At 72.7% G+C, this 16,822-nt stretch carries 12 protein-coding genes and 1 pseudogene; 10 read left to right on the forward strand and 3 right to left on the reverse strand.

Features of this window, described 5'->3' with window-relative positions; genetic code table 11:
• Nucleotides 1–194: 194 nt before the first annotated feature.
• Nucleotides 195–1,208 (reverse strand): GDP-mannose 4,6-dehydratase, encoded by a 1,014-nt coding sequence (gmd, locus tag OG524_RS28415; RefSeq protein ID WP_405387860.1) that lies wholly within the window; start codon nt 1,206–1,208, stop codon nt 195–197.
• Between the two features lie 114 nt (nt 1,209–1,322).
• Here gmd and OG524_RS28420 point away from each other — a divergent pair, with 114 nt between their 5' ends.
• A complete protein-coding gene (locus tag OG524_RS28420; RefSeq protein WP_405387859.1) occupies nt 1,323–2,306 on the forward strand; it encodes a GDP-L-fucose synthase family protein in 984 nt (327 codons plus the stop codon).
• A gap of 59 nt (nt 2,307–2,365) precedes the next feature.
• Here OG524_RS28420 and OG524_RS28425 read toward each other — a convergent pair whose 3' ends face one another.
• A complete protein-coding gene (locus tag OG524_RS28425) occupies nt 2,366–3,898 on the reverse strand; it encodes a sugar transferase (protein ID WP_405811893.1) in 1,533 nt (510 codons plus the stop codon).
• Between the two features lie 458 nt (nt 3,899–4,356).
• On the opposite strand from OG524_RS28425, the gene OG524_RS28430 reads away from it, so the two are divergent.
• The 5 genes and pseudogenes from OG524_RS28430 to OG524_RS28450 all read left to right on the forward strand — a co-directional run bounded on the left by OG524_RS28430 (nt 4,357) and on the right by OG524_RS28450 (nt 8,910).
• Complete coding sequence (locus OG524_RS28430; protein ID WP_405812509.1) at nt 4,357–4,932, forward strand: hypothetical protein; 576 nt, start codon at nt 4,357–4,359, stop codon at nt 4,930–4,932.
• A pseudogene (gene speB / locus OG524_RS28435) lies at nt 4,851–5,695 on the forward strand (agmatinase); the annotation flags it as partial. The gene OG524_RS28430 and the pseudogene speB, both read left to right, overlap by 82 nt.
• Complete coding sequence (gene cs1 / locus OG524_RS28440) at nt 5,692–6,666, forward strand: clavaminate synthase Cs1 (protein ID WP_405811894.1); 975 nt, start codon at nt 5,692–5,694, stop codon at nt 6,664–6,666. The pseudogene speB and the gene cs1, both read left to right, overlap by 4 nt.
• A gap of 252 nt (nt 6,667–6,918) precedes the next feature.
• Nucleotides 6,919–8,565 carry a penicillin-binding transpeptidase domain-containing protein gene (locus OG524_RS28445; protein WP_405811895.1) on the forward strand — a complete coding sequence of 549 codons (1,647 nt, stop codon included), beginning with the start codon at nt 6,919–6,921 and terminating at the stop codon, nt 8,563–8,565.
• 132 nt (nt 8,566–8,697) lie between these two features.
• A complete protein-coding gene (locus OG524_RS28450; RefSeq protein ID WP_405387854.1) occupies nt 8,698–8,910 on the forward strand; it encodes a hypothetical protein in 213 nt (70 codons plus the stop codon).
• Nucleotides 8,911–8,955: 45 nt separating this feature from the next.
• Here OG524_RS28450 and OG524_RS28455 read toward each other — a convergent pair whose 3' ends face one another.
• Entirely contained in the window at nt 8,956–9,963 is a 1,008-nt protein-coding gene (locus tag OG524_RS28455; protein WP_405387853.1) for a helix-turn-helix domain-containing protein, read from the reverse strand.
• A 295-nt stretch (nt 9,964–10,258) separates the two neighbouring features.
• Here OG524_RS28455 and OG524_RS28460 point away from each other — a divergent pair, with 295 nt between their 5' ends.
• The 4 genes from OG524_RS28460 to OG524_RS28475 all read left to right on the forward strand — a co-directional run bounded on the left by OG524_RS28460 (nt 10,259) and on the right by OG524_RS28475 (nt 16,808).
• The gene (locus OG524_RS28460; RefSeq protein ID WP_405811896.1) at nt 10,259–10,465 is read left to right on the forward strand and encodes a hypothetical protein; all 207 of its coding nucleotides are present in this window, start codon (nt 10,259–10,261) and stop codon (nt 10,463–10,465) included.
• 62 nt (nt 10,466–10,527) lie between these two features.
• Complete coding sequence (locus OG524_RS28465; protein ID WP_405387851.1) at nt 10,528–12,426, forward strand: BTAD domain-containing putative transcriptional regulator; 1,899 nt, start codon at nt 10,528–10,530, stop codon at nt 12,424–12,426.
• Nucleotides 12,427–12,586: 160 nt separating this feature from the next.
• Nucleotides 12,587–14,824 (forward strand): TOMM precursor leader peptide-binding protein, encoded by a 2,238-nt coding sequence (locus OG524_RS28470; RefSeq protein WP_405811897.1) that lies wholly within the window; start codon nt 12,587–12,589, stop codon nt 14,822–14,824.
• The gene (locus OG524_RS28475) at nt 14,814–16,808 is read left to right on the forward strand and encodes a TOMM precursor leader peptide-binding protein (RefSeq protein WP_405811898.1); all 1,995 of its coding nucleotides are present in this window, start codon (nt 14,814–14,816) and stop codon (nt 16,806–16,808) included. The genes OG524_RS28470 and OG524_RS28475 overlap by 11 nt, the downstream gene beginning before the upstream one ends.
• Nucleotides 16,809–16,822: the final 14 nt, after the last annotated feature.

The raw sequence follows: 16,822 nt of genomic DNA on the forward strand, positions 1-16,822 counted from the left end.
CCGCCGTTCACGGCGGAGAGGAAACGGGCTCCTGCGGAGCAGGGCAACGAACTGCGCCGGCAGGCCGCGGTTGCCTCGCTCGACCAGATGCGGAAACCGTCCGTCCCGCTGCTTGTCAGGGCGAGTGAGGAGAGGGAGTCCATGGCCCGGCCGGCCGGCGGGGTGAGCGCGGCGTCCGAGACGTCCGGGTCCTCTCATCGGTCCACCCGCACGGCCGCTCCGGTCAGCTGGTCGGCCAGCAGCCGGATGTCCGCGTCGACCATGATCCTGGCCAGCTCCTGGGACTTCACGTCGGGCTTCCAGCCGAGCAGTTCCTCTGCCTTGGACGCGTCACCGATCAGCGCGTCCACCTCGCTGGGACGCTCGTACTTCGGGTCGTAGCGGACGTGCTCGGCCCAGTCCAGGCCCGCGTGCTCGAAGGCGTACTCGAGGAACTGCCGGACGCTGACCCCCACGCCGGTGGCCACCACGTAGTCGTCGGGAGTGTCGCACTGGAGCATCCGCCACATCGCCTCCACGTACTCGGGGGCGTATCCCCAGTCCCGTACGGCGTCGAGGTTGCCCAGGTGCAGCCGGTCCTGGAGTCCCGCCTTGATCCGGGCGACCCCGCGGGTGATCTTGCGGGTCACGAACGTCTCGCCGCGGCGCGGGGACTCGTGGTTGAACAGGATTCCGTTGGCGGCGAACATGCCGTACGCCTCACGGTAGTTGACCGTCGCCCAGTACGAGTAGACCTTGGCCACGCTGTACGGACTGCGCGGGTGGAAGGGCGTTCTCTCGTTCTGCGGGGGCGGGTTGGCGCCGAACATCTCGGAGGACGACGCCTGGTAGATCCGGGTCTCGATGCCGCTGGCGCGGACCGCCTCCAGGAGCCGGACGGTGCCGAGTCCGGTGACGTCGCCGGTGTACAGCGGCGCGTCGAAGGAGACCCGGACGTGCGACTGCGCACCCAGGTTGTAGACCTCGTCGGGGCGTATGTCACGCAGCAGGTTCACGAGGGCGACGCCGTCGGAAAGGTCGGCGTGATGGAGCAGGAAGGAGCGATTCGCTTCCTCGGGCCCCTGGTAGATGTGGTCGATCCGCTCCGTGTTGAAGCTGGACGAACGGCGTATCAGGCCGTGGACGGTGTACCCCTTCTCCAGCAGCAGCTCCGCCAGGTACGAACCGTCCTGACCGGTAACGCCCGTGATGAACGCGGTTCTTGCCATGACTTCCCCCCTCTGTGGTCGCCCGATGGGCGGTTGGTTCACCGAAATATCTTGATCTGAGCGCATTGCGGCAAAAGGTCACCGAGGCGCGGTACGGCTGACACAATCCGGGCCATGACGACTGATCTCCCCGGCCCTTCCCAGGAATCCGCCCGCCCCCTCCTGCGACCCGGCGCCCGCATATTCGTCGCGGGCCACCGAGGTCTCGTCGGCTCGGCGCTGCTGCGCCGTCTCACCGCCGACGGGCACGAGGTGATCACCCGCGGGCGGGAGGACCTCGATCTGCGCGACGCGGCGGCGACCGGGACGTTCCTGCGGGACGTCCGCCCGGACGCCGTGGTCGTGGCCGCAGCCAAGGTGGGCGGGATCATGGCCAACAGCGCCTACCCGGTGCAGTTCCTGGAGGAGAACCTGCGCATCCAGCTCAGCGTGATCGCGGGTGCGCACGCCGCCGGGACCGAGCGGCTGCTCTTCCTCGGCTCGTCCTGCATCTACCCCAGGCTCGCCCCGCAGCCGATCCGCGAGGACTCGCTGCTCACCGGCCCGCTGGAGCCGACCAACGAGGCCTACGCACTGGCCAAGATCGCCGGGATCGTGCAGGTCCAGTCCTACCGCCGGCAGTACGGCGCCTCGTACATCAGCGCCATGCCCACCAATCTCTACGGCCCCGGGGACAACTTCGACCTGGAGTCCTCGCACGTGCTGCCCGCCCTGATCCGCCGCTTCCACGAGGCGAAGCGGGACGGGGCACCCGAGGTCACCCTGTGGGGATCCGGCAGCCCCCGCCGTGAGTTCCTGCACGTGGACGACCTCGCCACCGCGTGCGCACGGCTGCTGGAGGCATACGACGGAGACGAGCCGGTCAACATCGGCTGCGGCGACGACCTCACGATCCGGGAACTCGCCGAGACCGTACGGGATGTGACGGCCTATCAGGGGCGCATCACGTGGGACACCTCGAAGCCCGACGGCACCCCGCGCAAGCTCCTCGACGTGTCCCGCCTCTCCTCCCTCGGCTTCGAGCCGCAGATCCCGCTGCGGGACGGCATCGCCCGCACCTACGCCTGGTGGCTCGGTCAGCTCGCCCCGCGCGGCTGACCGCCCGGCCCGGTGGCCGCGGTGCCCCTGGACTTCCCGCACGCGTTCCCCCGCCGCTCTCAGTACGCCCCGCGGCCGTCGGTGACGGCACGCACCGTACGGGCGATCAGGCCCATGTCCGTGGCCACCGACCAGTTGTCGACGTACCAGAGGTCCAGCGACACCGTCTCCTGCCAGGACAGGTCCGAACGCCCGCTGACCTGCCACAGACCGGTCAGCCCCGGTCTGACGGCCAGCCGCCGCAGCTCCCGCTCGTCGTAGCGCGAGACCTCCTCCGGCAGCGGAGGACGCGGGCCCACCAGGGACATGTCACCCCGCAGGACGTTGAGGAGCTGCGGGAGCTCGTCGACGGACGTCCGGCGCAGCGCGTGGCCGATCCGGGTGACCCGCGGATCGCGACGCATCTTGAACATCGGACCCTCGCTCTCGTTCGCCGCCGAGAGCTGCTCCCTGCGCGACTCCGCGTCGGCCACCATCGTGCGGAACTTCCACATGGTGAACGGCCGGTTGTGGCGCCCGTGGCGGGTCTGCCGGTGGAAGACGGGCCCGGGTGAGGTGAGCCGTACCGCCAGCGCGACGCAGAAGAACATCGGTGCGAGCACCAGCAGTCCGAGCGCCGCGCCGCCCCGGTCGACGACGGTCTTGAGCACCGCCTGCGCACCGCGCCGCAGCGGCGGCGCGACATGCAGCAGCGTCAGCCCCGCCGCGGAGGCCGGGCGCACCCGGGCCGCGGCGATCCCTGACAGCTCTGAGAGCACGCAGAGCGCGAGCCCGCTGTCGTGCAGGCCCCACGACAGCCGGCGCAGCCGGTCGTCGTCGAGCCGCGGGCCGGGTGCGACGAGCACCAGATCCGCGTCATGGGTGAAGGCCCCGCCGAGCACCGTGGACACGTCGTCGTGGGCCCGCTCGGGAGCGAGCCGCCCCGGTACCGGCATCCCGCAGTTCGGTACCGCAGGCCCGACCGGAACCGCCGCCACCACCGCGTACGCGTGATCCGTACGGGAGCTGAGCAGGCCGACCGTGCGGTCCAGCCCCGCCGCCTCGCCGACCACCAGCACCCGCCGGGCCGCTCCCCGCCGGGCGGACAGCCGCCGGGCCGCCGCGGCGAGCACCGCCACGGCCAGACCGGGCACCAGGGCCGCGACGGCGGTCGCCGGGTCCAGGGCCCCGCCCGTCACGGCCAGGAGCACGGCGAGCACCCCTACGAGCACCAGCCAGTCGCCGAACGGATTCCCCCGGACCCGTCCGGCATCCCGTACCGCGTACCGGCCGCGCGCGGCGCGCACGCCGGCCCAGGCAGCCGCGGCCACCGCTGCGGCGATCGGTGCCCCCGGCCGATCACCGGCGCGCAGCACCAGCAGGGCCGGAAATCCCAGCCCCAGTAAGTCCGTCAGGACCAGGAGCGGCAGGTGCCGTCCCGGCTTCCGCTTCGCCCCCGGCCGGCCCGCGCGGTCGCGCGGCACGGCCGGGGCCGTCCACAACTCCTCCGGATTCGCCGGACGGTTCCGGGCCGCGGCGGTACGCGGCCGTGACGCGCCCGCGAACCCCACGGTCCCGGATATATCCGATTCAGGTATTTCGACATGCCCCATGAACCCCCCAGTCACAGTTGCATCCCCACAAACGGGGCGCATCCGTCGATCCGGGGGATGACGGATGCGCCCTCGCTCGGTGCACGATATCCACACACGTGCCATTTCGCTGGGGTTCTCGTGAAGTTCAGACAGGCCGGATCGCCCGACTCCCGCCCCATTCCGTAATGGATCTCCTGGCCTGTGCGCAGTTGTTGGGATCTGATGGCTTCGGGCAAGTGCTTGCGCCGGGTGCCGGGGGGCCAGGGCACCACCGAGGCGTTCCTGTGCGCCTCGCCGACGGCCTATGCGCATGACCCTCCCAGGCATGGCCCCGCCCCGTGACGGCGGTTCAACTGGTCCCGGGGAACCCGGAACCGGTCGATTGCCACATCACCCACCACGGGAGGCGTCCGATGACAACACCTCTGGCCGACTACGCGCAGTTCGCCGGGAAGCGGATCGCGATCGTCGAGAACATGCAGAACCACCCGTTCGTCCTGGGTCTGCGGCAGGCGCAGGAACACGGCCTTGAAGTGTGGCTGCTGACCGGTGACCGGTCCTGGTACACCCACGGCCACGACTGGGAAAGCCATCCGCTCGCCCGGGTGGACCGGGTGATCGACGTCGACACCACCGACCTCGAAGCGGTGCTGTCCGTGGTCACCGGTGAGGACGGGAACCCCCTGGTCGACGGGCTGACCTCGTTCTCCGACTACCACACCGAGCTCGCCGCGCACGCCGCCCGGCGCCTCGGACTGCCCGGCCCCGACCCGGCCGCCGTACGCACCGCCAACATCAAGGACCAGCTGCGGATCGCGCTCGGCGACGAGCCGTTCAACATCCCGCACGTGCTCGTGAGCCACCGGGCCCAGCTCGACGAGGCGGCCCGCCGGCTCGGCTTCCCGATGATCGCCAAACCCCCTGCGGAGGCGATCAGTTACGGGGTCCGCCGGGTCGACGACATGGACCCGGCGCCCCCTACGACGGGGGGACCAGCTACCGCCCCGGCGCCCGCTTCGGCCCGCGGGCGATCCGCAGCGAGTCCGGCCTGATCCACGGGGTCGGCATCGACCGGGGGCCCGGCACCTTCGACCTCATCGACTGCGTGGACGGCGGGGACATCGACCTCACCCCGTTCAACATGCACATCGCGATGGAGACCGCCCACCGGCACCTGCGCGAACTCCTCAAGGACAACGCCGCCTTCCTGATGCTCGGCGGCGACCACTCGCTCACCCTGGCCGCCCTGCGGTCCGTCGCCGAGCAGCACGGCCCCGTCGCCGTCGTCCACCTCGACGCGCACTCCGACACCAACCCCGCTTTCTACGGAGGGGAGTTCCACCACGGGACGCCCTTCCGGCACGCCATCGACGAGGGGCTCGTCGACCCGCGGCGCACCGTGCAGATAGGCATCCGGGGCCACAACCCCCAGCCAGACTCACTGCACTTCGCCCGCGGCAAGGGCGTACGCATCGTCACCACCGACGAGTTCGTGGAGACCGGTGTCCCCGGTATGCACGCGCTCGTCCAGGAGCTCATCGGCGACCGCCCCGTCTACGTGTCGGTCGCATCGACGTCGCCGACCCCGCGTTCGCCCCCGGTACGGGCACCCCCGCACCCGGCGGGCTGTCCTCCCGCGAGGTCCTCGCCATGCTGCGCTGGGTCGGCGAGCTGCGGCCGGTCGGCTTCGACGTCATGGAGGTCTCGCCCCCGTACGACCACGCCGGGATCACCTCCGTCCTGGCGACCGAGATCGGCGCGGAACTGCTGTTCCAGTACGCCCGCGCCCACATCAAAGGAAGGAACCTCGCGTGACCGTCATCGACTGCACCGCACTCCGCGACGAACTTCTGGACCTCGTCACCAGGCTGCCCACGGTTCCCCGTCAGGACCTGCGGGCCTTCCTGGACGCCGCCCTGGACGCGGCCGGCGAACTGCCCGCACCCGTCGCCGAAGCCCTGGACTCGTTCAACGAACGGGGAAACGAGGACGGATACCTGCTGCTGCGCGGACTGCCCGTGGAAGCGGCCGACCGGCTGCCGCGGACCCCGGAGTCCACTCCGGCGCCGGTGGACCGCCCGCTGCTCACCATGGAGGCGATACTCGGCATCGTCGGCCGCAGGCTCGGTCTGCACACCGGCTACGCCGAGCTGCGCAGCGGCACCGTCTACCACGACGTGTACCCGTCGCCCGGCGCGCACCACCTCTCCTCGGAGACCTCCGAGACGCTGCTGGAGTTCCACACGGAGATGGCCTACCACAGCCTCCAGCCCAACTACGTCATGCTCGCCTGCTCGCGCGCCGACCACGAACGCCGGGCCGCCACCCTCGTCGGGTCGGTGCGCAAGGCGCTTCCCCTGGTGCCCGAAGGGTTCCGCGAGCACCTGTTCGACCGCAAGATGCCCTGCTGCGTCGATGTCGCCTTCCGCGGCGGTGTCGAGGACCCGGGGGCGATAGCCCAGGTCAAACCGCTGTACGGCAGCTCCGAGGACCCGCTCCTCGGCTACGACCGTGAGCTCCTCGCCCCCGGGGACCCCCGGGACGTGGAAGCCGTGGCGGCGCTCTCCAAGGCGCTGGACGAGTGCACCGAGGCGGTGCACCTGGTCCCGGGAGACGTCCTGATCATCGACAACTTCCGCACCACACGCGCCCGTACACCGTTCACCCCGCGCTGGGACGGGGAGGACCGGTGGCTGCACCGCGTCTACATCCGCACCGACCGCCACGGGCAGCTGTCCGGCGGCGAGCACGCGGGCGACGTGATCGCCTTCACGCCGCGCGCCTGACCACCGCGGCCCCCGCACCGAGCCGGCCCGTGACGCCCCGCCCCGGCGGCGCGCCACGGGCCGGCTCCGCCCCGCCCCCTGCCGCTCTCCATCCGCTCTCGACTCGCTCTCCGCGCGGTCTCCGTGATGGCCCGGCGCCGGGGAGCAGCGGTTAGCGTGTTCGGAAGGTGACCGGCGACGGTCCGGTCGCGGGAGAGACGTCTGCGCGAGACGAGGAGACAAACCGGAGTGTCCGACCCCACGCTGCAACGCATGGCACGTCATGACCACCGCAACTCCCGCCGCCGGGGCAAGGGGCCGGTGCTGGGCGTGGCCGCGGCCGTCGTCCTGGCCGGAGGCGGGTGGTGGGGCTACCAGGCATGGTCCGGAGACGGCCCGGACGAGGATCCGGAGATCGTGGCGGCCACGGCGCAGCTGCAGCGGTTCCTCGACGCCTGGGCCGCCGGTGAGCCCGCGGACGCCGGCGCGCTGTCCGACTCGCCGGAGAACGCCGAATCCCTGCTCACCTCGGTGATGACCAACCTCAGACCGACGAAGACGGTGCTCGCGGCGGGAGACGGAAAGAAGAACGACAAGGGCGAGGTCACCGTCCCCTACACCGCGAAGCTCAGCATCCCCGCGGTCGGCGTCTTCCGCTACGACTCCGAGGCCAGGGTGGTCCGCAAGGCGGACGCGTGGACCGTCGTGTTCGACTCGCCGACGGTCCACCCCCGGCTGAAGTCCGGTCAGACGCTCGCACTGAAGGCGGTGGCCGAGCGGGCCGCCGTGCTGGACACCAACGGCGACGATCTGCAGGCCGCCTCGCTGCGCGGATCCGTCGACGAGCAGGGCAAGGGCACCTTCGGCCTGGAGGCCCGCTACGACAAGCAGCTGCGCGGCGGAGCCGGGGCCACCAGTGAGATCGTGGTCGCCGACCGGCAGTCGGGCCAGGCGCAGGCGTCCCTCACCAAGAGCACGGCGAAGCCGGGGAAGCCCGTGCGGACCACCATCGACCCGAAGGTGCAGACCGCGGCCGCGGAGGCGCTGGACGGTCTGAAGGTGAACGCGGCGCTCGTCGCCGTCGCACCCTCCACCGGCGAGATCCTGGCCGTGTCCAACCGCCCCGCGGGAGGCCTGAACCGCGCACTGGCCGGGAAGTACCCGCCGGGCTCGACGTTCAAGGTCGTCACGGCGGCCGCCATGCTGAAGGCGGGCATGAAACCCACGGACGTCGTCGGATGCCCCAAGTTCACCCACGTCGACGGACAGCGGTTCGAGAACCAGAAGCAGTTCACCCTGCCGGCCGGCTCGACCTTCAGGGACTCCTTCGCCAAGTCCTGCAACACCATGTTCGTGGGGAACCGCGCCGAGGTCGGCGGGTCCGCCCTGCACGACACTGCGGAGGCGTTCGGTATCGGCGGCGTCTGGGACGTCGGCTACACGACGTACGACGGCTCGGTCCCGGTGAGCACCTCGGACAACGACCTCGCGGCGTCCACGATCGGTCAGGCCCGGGTGCAGGCGTCCCCGCTGGTGATGGCCTCGATCGCGGCGACCGTGAAGGAGGGCACCTTCAAACAGCCGGTGCTGGTCCCCGAGTCGGTCAGGAAGAAGCACGAGGCGACGGCGCGGCTCGACCCCGCGGTCGTCGGCCCCCTGCGCGAGATGATGCGGGCGACGGTGACGTACGGGGCGGGCCATGCCCTGACGGCACTGCCCGGAGAGCCGCACGCCAAGACCGGCACGGCCGAATTCGGCGGGGAGAAGCCGCCGCGCACCCACGCCTGGATGATCGGCTACCAGGGGGACAGCGATCTCGCGTGGTGCGTGCTGCTGGAGGACGGCGGCTCGGGCGGCGCCGACGCGGGCCCCGTCGCCGCGAAGTTCCTGAAGAGCCTCGGGGGCGCGGACACGGACTGAGCGGCCGCAAGGGCCCGTTCCCCCGTGCGGGGGCGGGGCTCGCTCCTGTGTGCGGGTGGGTGAAGTACTGTCCGGCGCGCCCGGTATATCCGTATGCTCCTGACCGGCCTGTTCGCCGTATCAGGAGGTTTCATGCCATCTCGCGCGATGTACTGCTACACCTGCGGCTCCGACGAGGAACACCGCTCCCTCACCACCACCGAGAAGGACTGGCTCAGGAACCGCACGGGCCGCAAGGCCGTCGAGGAGTTCTTCATGTGCAAGGCGCCGGAGTGCCGCAATCTGCGCACCGGCTTCAACAAGCACCCCTTCGACCCCGTCATCCGCGTCCCGCTGCCCGACTGACCTCCCGGCGGCATCCACGGGTGAACCGCCGTCCTCACCCGCCGCTCAGGGCGTCGGGTCCCCGGCCTGCAGATAGCCCTGCTGCACCGCGTGGACACCGGCCTGGAAGCGGCTGCGGGCTTCGAGGTGGCCCATCAGGCCGGTGGCGATGCGGCGGGCGGTGCGCGGGGAGACACCCAGACGTTTGGCTATGGCCTCGTCCGTGTACCCCCGTGCCAGCAGCCGCAGGGCCTCGTCCTGCTGACGGGTCAGCGAGCACGCCTCGTGCTTCTCGGCCGGGCCGAGCGGCTGGGCCTGTCCCCACACGCTTTCGAACAGGGCCTCCAGGGCCGCGATGAGCCCCCGCCCCGACACGACGAGCGCGCCGAGCGAGGAGTCCTGGTCGTCCAGGGCCACCAGGGCGAGCCGGTGATCGGTGATGATCATGCGTGTGCTGAGAGAGGGTGCCGTGCGCATCTCGCCGCCGATCGACGTCAGCCACTTGACGTGCGCCACCGTGGGGGCGTGATTGCGGATGCTGTCGAGATAGACCGTACGCATCCGGACACCGCGGCCCAGCAGTTGCTGGTTGAGCGGCCGGGAGGCCCGCATGTTCTCCTCGGTCTGCGCACCGCCCGTGGCGAAGGTGAGGATCTCGTCCTCCACCTCGGCGTGCAGCCGGGCCAGGTAGTCCCGGACGTGGTCCACGCCGTCCAGGTGGACCACCGGTGACTCGCCGGGCACGGGATGGGCGGGGGTGAACTCGCTGAGCAGCTCGGCCACCGCGGCCTCGCCCTCTTCCACCCGCTGCTTGCGCGCCGCGAGTTCGGCCCGCTGGCGGGCCAGCAGTAACTCCAGGCCCAGCCTGGGATCGACCACGTGTATCCGCTGCGGGTCCCCGTCCGCCGCAGGGCGGACCAGCGACAGGCTGCGCAGCAGTCCGATGGCCCCTTCGAGCTGACCCACGGTCAGCCCCAGCCGTGCACGGTGCTCCTCCGGGCTTGTCCGGGGGCGATCGAGCATCGCCCGGTACACCGTCTCCGTCACCGGGTCCAGACCCAACCGGTCAAGCATCGTCCCCCCCTTGGCCCCCCTGGCCCCTCTCGTCCAGATCATGGCACGGGCGCGCCCCGCTTCGGACATGGGGCCCTGCGGCCGGGGCGATTGCGGGCGGTGTTTCCGTACGGCGGCTGTACATGATCCGTACGTGAGTCGAAGGGCGTCCGGACGGGGATCCCGGCGGCTTCCTGGACGGAAAGGGCCATGGCCCTATCGGTCCACCGGTCTGACCTTCACCGTGTCGTCACCTTCGTACAAAACTCACCATGCTGTCCATCGATCCCCACAGATGGTTGGAAGGGCTCCTCACATGCTCCATGCTCACCGCTCCTCCTGTCTGGCCTTCGCGGCCCTGATGCTGACCGGCTCCGCCCTCCTCGCCGGTGCCGTGCCCGCCCAGGCGACGGACGCCGACGTCACCGCCTCGCACCAGCCCCCCGGCCCGCCGCCCCAGACGCCGGCCCGCCCCGATGTGCCTGGACACGGGCAGAATCCCCACGACTTCGGCTGGCAGTAGGCGGGGCAGCCGTGCGGCTCGACCCGGCTGTGGCGGACCAGAGGGAGGAAGGGCGAACGACGGTGCGATTCCAACTGCTTGGCCCCCTGAGCATCACCGACGGGCGGGACGTCGTCGTGCTGCCGCCCTCCAAACCGACCGCTCTGCTGGCCGCGTTGCTGATCCGGCCCGGCTCGGTGGTGTCCACCGACCATCTGCGCGGTGTGGTGTGGGGCGAGGAGCAGCCCGCGACGGCGAAGGCGGCCCTGCAGAGCTGCGTCCTGCGGTTGCGCCGGATCTTCGCCAAGTACGGCATCGAGGACCAGGCCGTCACGGCGGTCGCCGGCGGCTACCGCGTGCGGGCCGACGCCGAGACGCTCGACCTGCTGCACTTCCGTCAGCTCGTCGACCGTGCTGCCGCGTCGGGGGAGGAGTCCGAGCTGTACACGCTGCGGGCCGCCCTCGCGCTGTGGCAGGGTCCGCTGCTCGCCAACGTCCCTTCCGACCTCCTGCACCGCGACGAGGTGCCGCGGCTGGCGGAGGAGCGGCTGAGGGTCCTCGAACGGGTCTGTGACATCGAGCTGGAGCACGGGCGCTGCCGCGAGACTCTCGTCGATCTTTGGGAGGTTACGCGCGTATACCCCGCCCACGAGCGGTTTTCCGAGCAGCTGATGCTGGCCCTGTACCGGACGGGCCGGCAGACCGAGGCCCTGGCCGAGTACCGCAGGGTCAAGCGGCACCTCCGGGAGGAGCTGGGCGTCGACCCCCGGGCGGACCTCCAGCGGCTGGAGCTGTCGATCCTGCGCGGTGACGATCTCGGAACCCCCGACACGGGGCGCGCGCCGGTGAGCCTCGCAGCGCCTGTTCCCGTGGAGCCTGTTCCCGCACCGCCTGTTCCCGTGGCGTCCGCCGCCACGACGCCTCGGGACGCGGCGGTCGGCACCGGGCCGCAGCCGGCCGCCGGCCCGCTGCCCGCGGTGCCCTGCTTCACGGGACGGGACGCCGAAGTCGACGCGCTGGTACGCCTCCTGACGGTTGACCGGCCCCCCGGCCCGTCGGTCGTGGTGCTCTCCGGGGCGCCCGGCGTCGGCAAGACCGCCCTGGCGCTGCACGCGGCGCACCTGGTGGCCGACCACTACCCCGAGGGCCGTCTGCTGCTGTCGCCGACCCGCCCCGACGGGACCGCCCTCCCGGTGCGGGAGGCGGCCGAGGAACTGCGCCGTGCCCTGCCCGCGAGGCCCGGTGAGGGGCGCGGCCGCCTCCTCGTCCTCGACGACGTCGTCCACCCGGACCAGGTACGTCCGCTGCTGACCGCCAACGCCGGCGGCGCCGCGATCGTGACCAGCCGGATGGGGCTGGCCGCGCTCGTCGCCACCCACGGCGGCGCCGTCTTCCGGCTCGGCACCCTGGAACCGGAGGAGTCACACGTGCTGCTGACCGCCGTGCTGGGCGGCGCACGGATCGGCGCCGAGCCCGCCGCGGCACGGCGACTCGCGTCCCTGTGCGGGCACTTCCCGCTCGCCCTGCGGATCGCCGCCGCCCGTCTGATCACCAGGCCCCGGCTGCGGATCGCCGACTGTGTGGACTGGCTGCGGCACGATCTGCCGGCCCGGCTGACGCTGGCCGACGACCCCCGTATGTCCGTGCCGCTCATCCTGGACGAGGCGCTGAACCGGCTGCCCTCCCCGCTGGCCGAGGCCCACCTCCGGCTGGGGGCGTCGGCCCACGACCCCCTGACCACCGGGCGGGCGGCCGACGTCCTCGGCCTGTCGGAGGAGACGGCGGAGGCGGTGATGGAACGGCTCCTCGACGCGGGCCTGCTGGAGGAGGGCCTGCCCGGGGCCTTCCGGATGCACGAACTCCTGCGCGCGCACGCCCGCCGCACCGTGCCCCGGTCCGCGCACCGGTCCACCGTGCTCCGCCCGCCCCGCCGAGAGGACGGCCGGCCGGCGGTCGACAGGCCCCCGGCCGCCCTGCGCTGACGGGCCGCGCCGCCCCGTACCGAACCGCCCGCCGCCCGTACCGAACCACCCGCCCGGTACCCGCCCCGTACCGACCGCACCGCCTCCCCCGACCCGTGTACAGGCCCAGCCCCCCCGGGCCGCCCCCGCCCGACCACAGACCAAGAGGTGTGACGCACGCATGGCCACGACACCGTACGCAGAGACCGCAGGAACCAGGCCCCGGGTCCGCCGCGACGTCCTGTTCACCCAGACACCCGACGGCGTGATCTTCCACAACGCCGACGGCGGCTTCCGGCTCACCTCCAAGTCCGCCTACCGGTTCGCCACCCTCCTCGTCCCGCACCTGGACGGCACCAGATCCGTCGACGAGATCTGCCAGGGCTTCGGGGAACGCCAGAAGGCCATGGTGGGCGAGCTCGTCAAGGCGCTCTACGCGCGTGGTTTCGCCCGTCCGGTCCCGGTACCGGACGGGACGGGCCCGCTGGCGACGGTGCCCGCCGTCGCCGCACGCTTCGCCCAGCAGATCGCGTACGTCGACCACTACGCCGACGGCGCCGAGGGCCGGTTCGCGCGCTTCCGCGCCACCCGGGTCGCCGTCCTCGGCGACGGCCCGGTCGCCCGCTGGTGCGTGCTGTCCCTGATACGCAACGGCTGCGCGGCCGTCGCCTACGACTCCGCACTCGCGGACGGCTCCGGAAGCGTGACGCCCGAGGAGTTCGCGGCGATCCACCAGGAGGCGGCGGAGCTCGCGGAGCAGGACTGCCCCGTCGAGATGACCCTCCTCCCGGGTGCCGCCCCGGCGCGGCCCGGCTGGGCGGCGTACGACGGATACGACGTCGTCGTGGCCGCCTCCGGGCCCCGCGTCCCCGGGACGGTGCTGCGCCTGCTGCGCGAGGGGGTGCCGGACGGCCGGACGCTGCTGCCGGCCTGGACGTTCGGCCGGAAGGCCGTGGTCGGGCCGGTGATGACCTCCGACTCCGAGGGCTGCTGGTCCTGCGCCGCCCTGCGGCTGGGCGGGGCCGGGGACTCCGCGTCGGACGCGGCCGCCGCGGACCTGTGGAGCGGTGTGGCCCTGGGCACCGGGACGTCGGGCGAACAGCCCGCGGGCCCGCTCGCCGCGATGCTCGGCAACCTGCTCGGCTACGAGGTGTTCCGCCTGGTCACCGGTGCGCTGCCGGCCGAGACCCGGGGACAGCTGCTGATCCAGGACATGGCTTCCTTCGACGTCGCCTCGGAGCCGCTGCTGCCCCACCCGCGCTGCCCCTGCTGCGTCGGCCGCACCCCCGAGGGCGGCCCCGAACCCGTCGATCTGACATCGGCCCCGGCCCGCCCGGCCTTCCTCCCGACGGTCGCCACCGCCCCCGACGACGACGCCGCCGAAGGGCCCCTGGCCGAGCTGGAGCGCCGCTCCGCCCTCGTCCGCCCGCACGCCGGGGTCTTCACCCGGTACGCGGACGAACCGCTGACCCAGACGCCCCTGAAGGTGGGCTCCCTGGTGCTCGGCCTGGGGCCGGAGGGCACCCGGACCATCACCGCCTTCGACGTCCACCACACCGCGGGTGCCCGGCTGCGCGCGCTGAACGCCGCCGCCGTCGTCTACGCCGAACACGTGGTGCCGGCCGCCCCCTTGGGGAGCACGCAGGCAGGCCGGCTGCCCGCCGCACTGACGACCGCCTCCGGCACCGGCGGCGACGGGAGCACCGCGTGGGCCCTCGCCACCTCGCTCGTGACGAAGGAACAGGTGCTGGTTCCCGCCGGGGCCGTGCGCCCGTTCGGCCCGGACAACCGCGACCGGGGGTTCGAGCGGACCCGGGCCGGTGCGGGCGCGGGTGCGGACCTGCCGGAGGCCGCCGCCGCGGGCCTGCTGTCGGCACTCGCCCACGACGCCCTCCGACGGGCCGTCAGAGGCGCCCGGAACACGGCGGTGATCCCGCCCTCGGCCTTCGGTGAGGACCCGGAGGTGACCTTCCTGCTGCGCTCCGCGGGCCATCTCGGCATCAGCGTCGGCCTGTTCGACCTCGGGGAGCGTACGCACTCCGGCGCGTCCGTCGTACTCGCCCGGACCACCGGGGACGGGACGCCCGCGTACTGGGCGGTGGGCGCGGCCCTGGACCTGGGGGCCGCCGCCGTCGACGCCCTGCGCGACCTGCTCGGCCAGGCACAGCTCGCCGCCGAGGGACTGGGCGCGCCCGACACCGGCGACCCGCTGCTGCGCGACCTCGACGCCGCGCTGATCCCCGTCACCGGTACCGCCGGTGACGCGCCCGGGAAGCCCGCGGGCTGGACCAGGCTCCTGGAACGCCTCGCCGCCGACGGACGGGACGCGCTCGTCGTGCCGACGCACGCCGCGGACCTGCCGACCGCGGGGATCCACACCGTCCGCGTCCTGCTCACGGTGGCCGCAGATGCCCGCTGAGACCATGGACCGGCGGCCCGGACAGGCGGACCCGCCCCGGCAGTCCGCCGCGCGGGCCGAGTCCTCCCGCCGCTTCGCCGGGGCCCTGCGAGAGGCCCTGGACGAGGTCTGCACGGCGCGAGTCCCGGCCGTCGCGGTGGGCGCCCTGGGCGTCCGGGACGCGTACACCGGCACCGCCGCACCCGGGGACCACGTACCGGTGCACCTGTACGGGCGTCAGGTGCTGGTCGGACCGTGGCCCGCCGCCGGACGGGACACGGGGTGCGGGACCTGCCTGGAGCGCCGCTGGCAGGGGGTCCGCTCGGTGTCCCTGCGTGAAGGGCTCGAACTCGGCTCAGGAACCCGCTCGGTGGCCCCCTGGCCCTACGCCACCCCGTTCGCCGCCACCGCCGTGGCCGCACTGCTGGCCGCCCTCGCCGCGGAAGCCGTGGAAGCCGTGGAAGCCGCTGAGGCCGAACGCCCGGAGGCCGCCCAGGGTCCGTACCCCGACGTACACCTGCTGGACCTGGACACCATGACCGTGCGCCGTCACCCGCTGGTGCCCGATCCGGAGTGCCCCTCCTGCGGTGCGCCCGGACCGGACACCGCCGAGGGCGCGGCCCTGACCCTGCGGCCCGCGCCCAAGTACCGGCCGGGTGCCTTCCGGGTCCGCCGCGTCGAGGACCACGGCCTGCCGGTGGACGCCTTCGCCAACCCGCACTGGGGCGCGCTCGGACCGTCCGTCATCTGCGACGTCGCGTCCACCACGACCTCCGCCACCGTCGGCTGCTTCTCGACCCGCTCCGGCGCCTACCTGCGCGAGACCTTCTGGGGCGGCCACGCGGACAGCTTCGGGAACAGTCTGCGCATCGGCGTCCTGGAGGGCCTGGAGCGCTACGCGGGCATGCGCGCCCGGGGCCGGACCACCGGACTCGTGGCCTCCCTCGACGACCTGGGCCCGGACGCCGTCGACCCCCGCGAGACCGGCCTGTACGCCGAGGACTTCTACCGGGACAACCCCCGGGTGCGGCCCTTCACCCCCGACCGGGAGATCCCCTGGGTGTGGGGCTGGTCGCTGCGCGACGCCCGCCCGCGCCCCGTCCCCGAGATCCTCGCCTACTACCACGCACCGGGCCTGGAGAACCGGTTCGTGCAGGAGAGCTCCAACGGCTGCGCCTCCGGCGGCAGTCCGGAGGAAGCCGTCTACTTCGGGCTGATGGAGGTCATCGAACGGGACGCGTTCCTGCTCGCCTGGTACGGGCAGGTACCGCTGACCGAGATCGACCCGTCGACCAGCACCCGCCCCGGCACCCGGCACATGGTGGACCGGCTCGCCATGTACGGCTACCGGGCCCGCTTCTTCGACACCCGGATCAGCTTCCCCGTCCCCGTCGTCACCGCCGTCGCCGAACGCTTCGACGGAGGCGTCGGCCGCATGTGCTTCGGCGCGGGCGCCGGGCTCGACCCGGAATCGGCCCTGGACTCCGCCCTCTGCGAGATCGCCACCGACTCGGTCAACCTCGTCGGCCGGACCCGGCGCGACGAGACCCGGCTGCGCGCCCTGGCCCAGGACTTCGACCAGGTCACCAGCCTCCACGACCACCCGCTCGTCTACGGCGTCCCCGAGATGGGCGACCACGCCGACTTCCTGCTGCGGCAGCCGGACCCGCGCCCCCCGGTCGATGTCACCGGCCTGCGATGGCCCGACGCGGACGGCGCACCCGTCAGCCCCGACCTGCGGGAGGACCTGCTTCGGGCGGTGGGAGCCGTCACCGCCGCCGGGTTCGACGTGGTCGTCGTCGACCAGACCCTGCCCGAACAGCGCGCCCTGGGCCTGCACACCGTGAAGGTGCTGGTGCCCGGACTGATCCCGATCGACTTCGGCTGGTCCCGGCAGCGCGCCCGGCACATGCCCCGCACCCGCACCGCGCTGCGCGAGGCCGGACTGCGCGACACCGACCTGACCGCCGACGGGCTCAACCCGGCCCCGCACCCGTTCCCGTGACGGACGTCCCTACC

Source organism: Streptomyces sp. NBC_01520 (genome assembly GCF_045040375.1).
Taxonomy (GTDB): Bacteria; Actinomycetota; Actinomycetes; order Streptomycetales; family Streptomycetaceae; genus Streptomyces.

Coding starts and splice junctions, on each gene's coding strand:
- OG524_RS28470 (WP_405811897.1), top strand. CDS start 12,587: ATGGCCACGACACCGTACGCAGAGACCGCAGGAACCAGGCCCCGGGTC.
- OG524_RS28475 (WP_405811898.1), top strand. CDS start 14,814: ATGCCCGCTGAGACCATGGACCGGCGGCCCGGACAGGCGGACCCGCCC.
- OG524_RS28420 (WP_405387859.1), top strand. CDS start 1,323: ATGACGACTGATCTCCCCGGCCCTTCCCAGGAATCCGCCCGCCCCCTC.
- OG524_RS28430 (WP_405812509.1), top strand. CDS start 4,357: ATGCAGAACCACCCGTTCGTCCTGGGTCTGCGGCAGGCGCAGGAACAC.
- OG524_RS28425 (WP_405811893.1), bottom strand. CDS start 3,898: ATGGGGCATGTCGAAATACCTGAATCGGATATATCCGGGACCGTGGGG.
- gmd (WP_405387860.1), bottom strand. CDS start 1,208: ATGGCAAGAACCGCGTTCATCACGGGCGTTACCGGTCAGGACGGTTCG.
- OG524_RS28460 (WP_405811896.1), top strand. CDS start 10,259: ATGCTCCATGCTCACCGCTCCTCCTGTCTGGCCTTCGCGGCCCTGATG.
- OG524_RS28455 (WP_405387853.1), bottom strand. CDS start 9,963: ATGCTTGACCGGTTGGGTCTGGACCCGGTGACGGAGACGGTGTACCGG.
- OG524_RS28450 (WP_405387854.1), top strand. CDS start 8,698: ATGCCATCTCGCGCGATGTACTGCTACACCTGCGGCTCCGACGAGGAA.
- OG524_RS28445 (WP_405811895.1), top strand. CDS start 6,919: ATGGCACGTCATGACCACCGCAACTCCCGCCGCCGGGGCAAGGGGCCG.